Source organism: Rhodococcus sp. ARC_M6, assembly GCF_022810305.1.
Taxonomy (GTDB): Bacteria; Actinomycetota; Actinomycetes; order Mycobacteriales; family Mycobacteriaceae; genus Rhodococcus_F.
Genome location: NZ_JALGQH010000115.1, coordinates 1 through 255, shown reverse-complemented (window position 1 = coordinate 255; position 255 = coordinate 1). Strand labels below are relative to the sequence as shown.

1 pseudogene is annotated in these 255 nt (G+C 67.1%); it reads right to left on the bottom strand.

Going from position 1 to position 255, the window contains the following annotated elements:
• Window positions 1–255 (bottom strand): annotated as a pseudogene (locus MTX36_RS30780) (ABC transporter permease); the annotation flags it as partial.

The following is a 255-nucleotide window of genomic DNA, read 5'->3' as shown; positions in this document are numbered from 1 at the left end:
AGCCGGCGAGGAAGCTCGGGACCGACAGGACACCGAACGTCGCGGCGCTGATGACGCGGTCGATGACGCCACCTTCGTGGTGCGCAGACCACAGTGCCAGCGGGACTGCGACAACCAGGGCGATGACCAGGCCCATCACGGCCAGCTGGACGCTGACGGGAAGCGCGGACGTGATTGCCGTGAGGACATCCTGCTGCGGCGGGACCAACGAATTACCGAGGTCGCCGGTGACGGCGCTTGTCAGCCAGTCCCAGT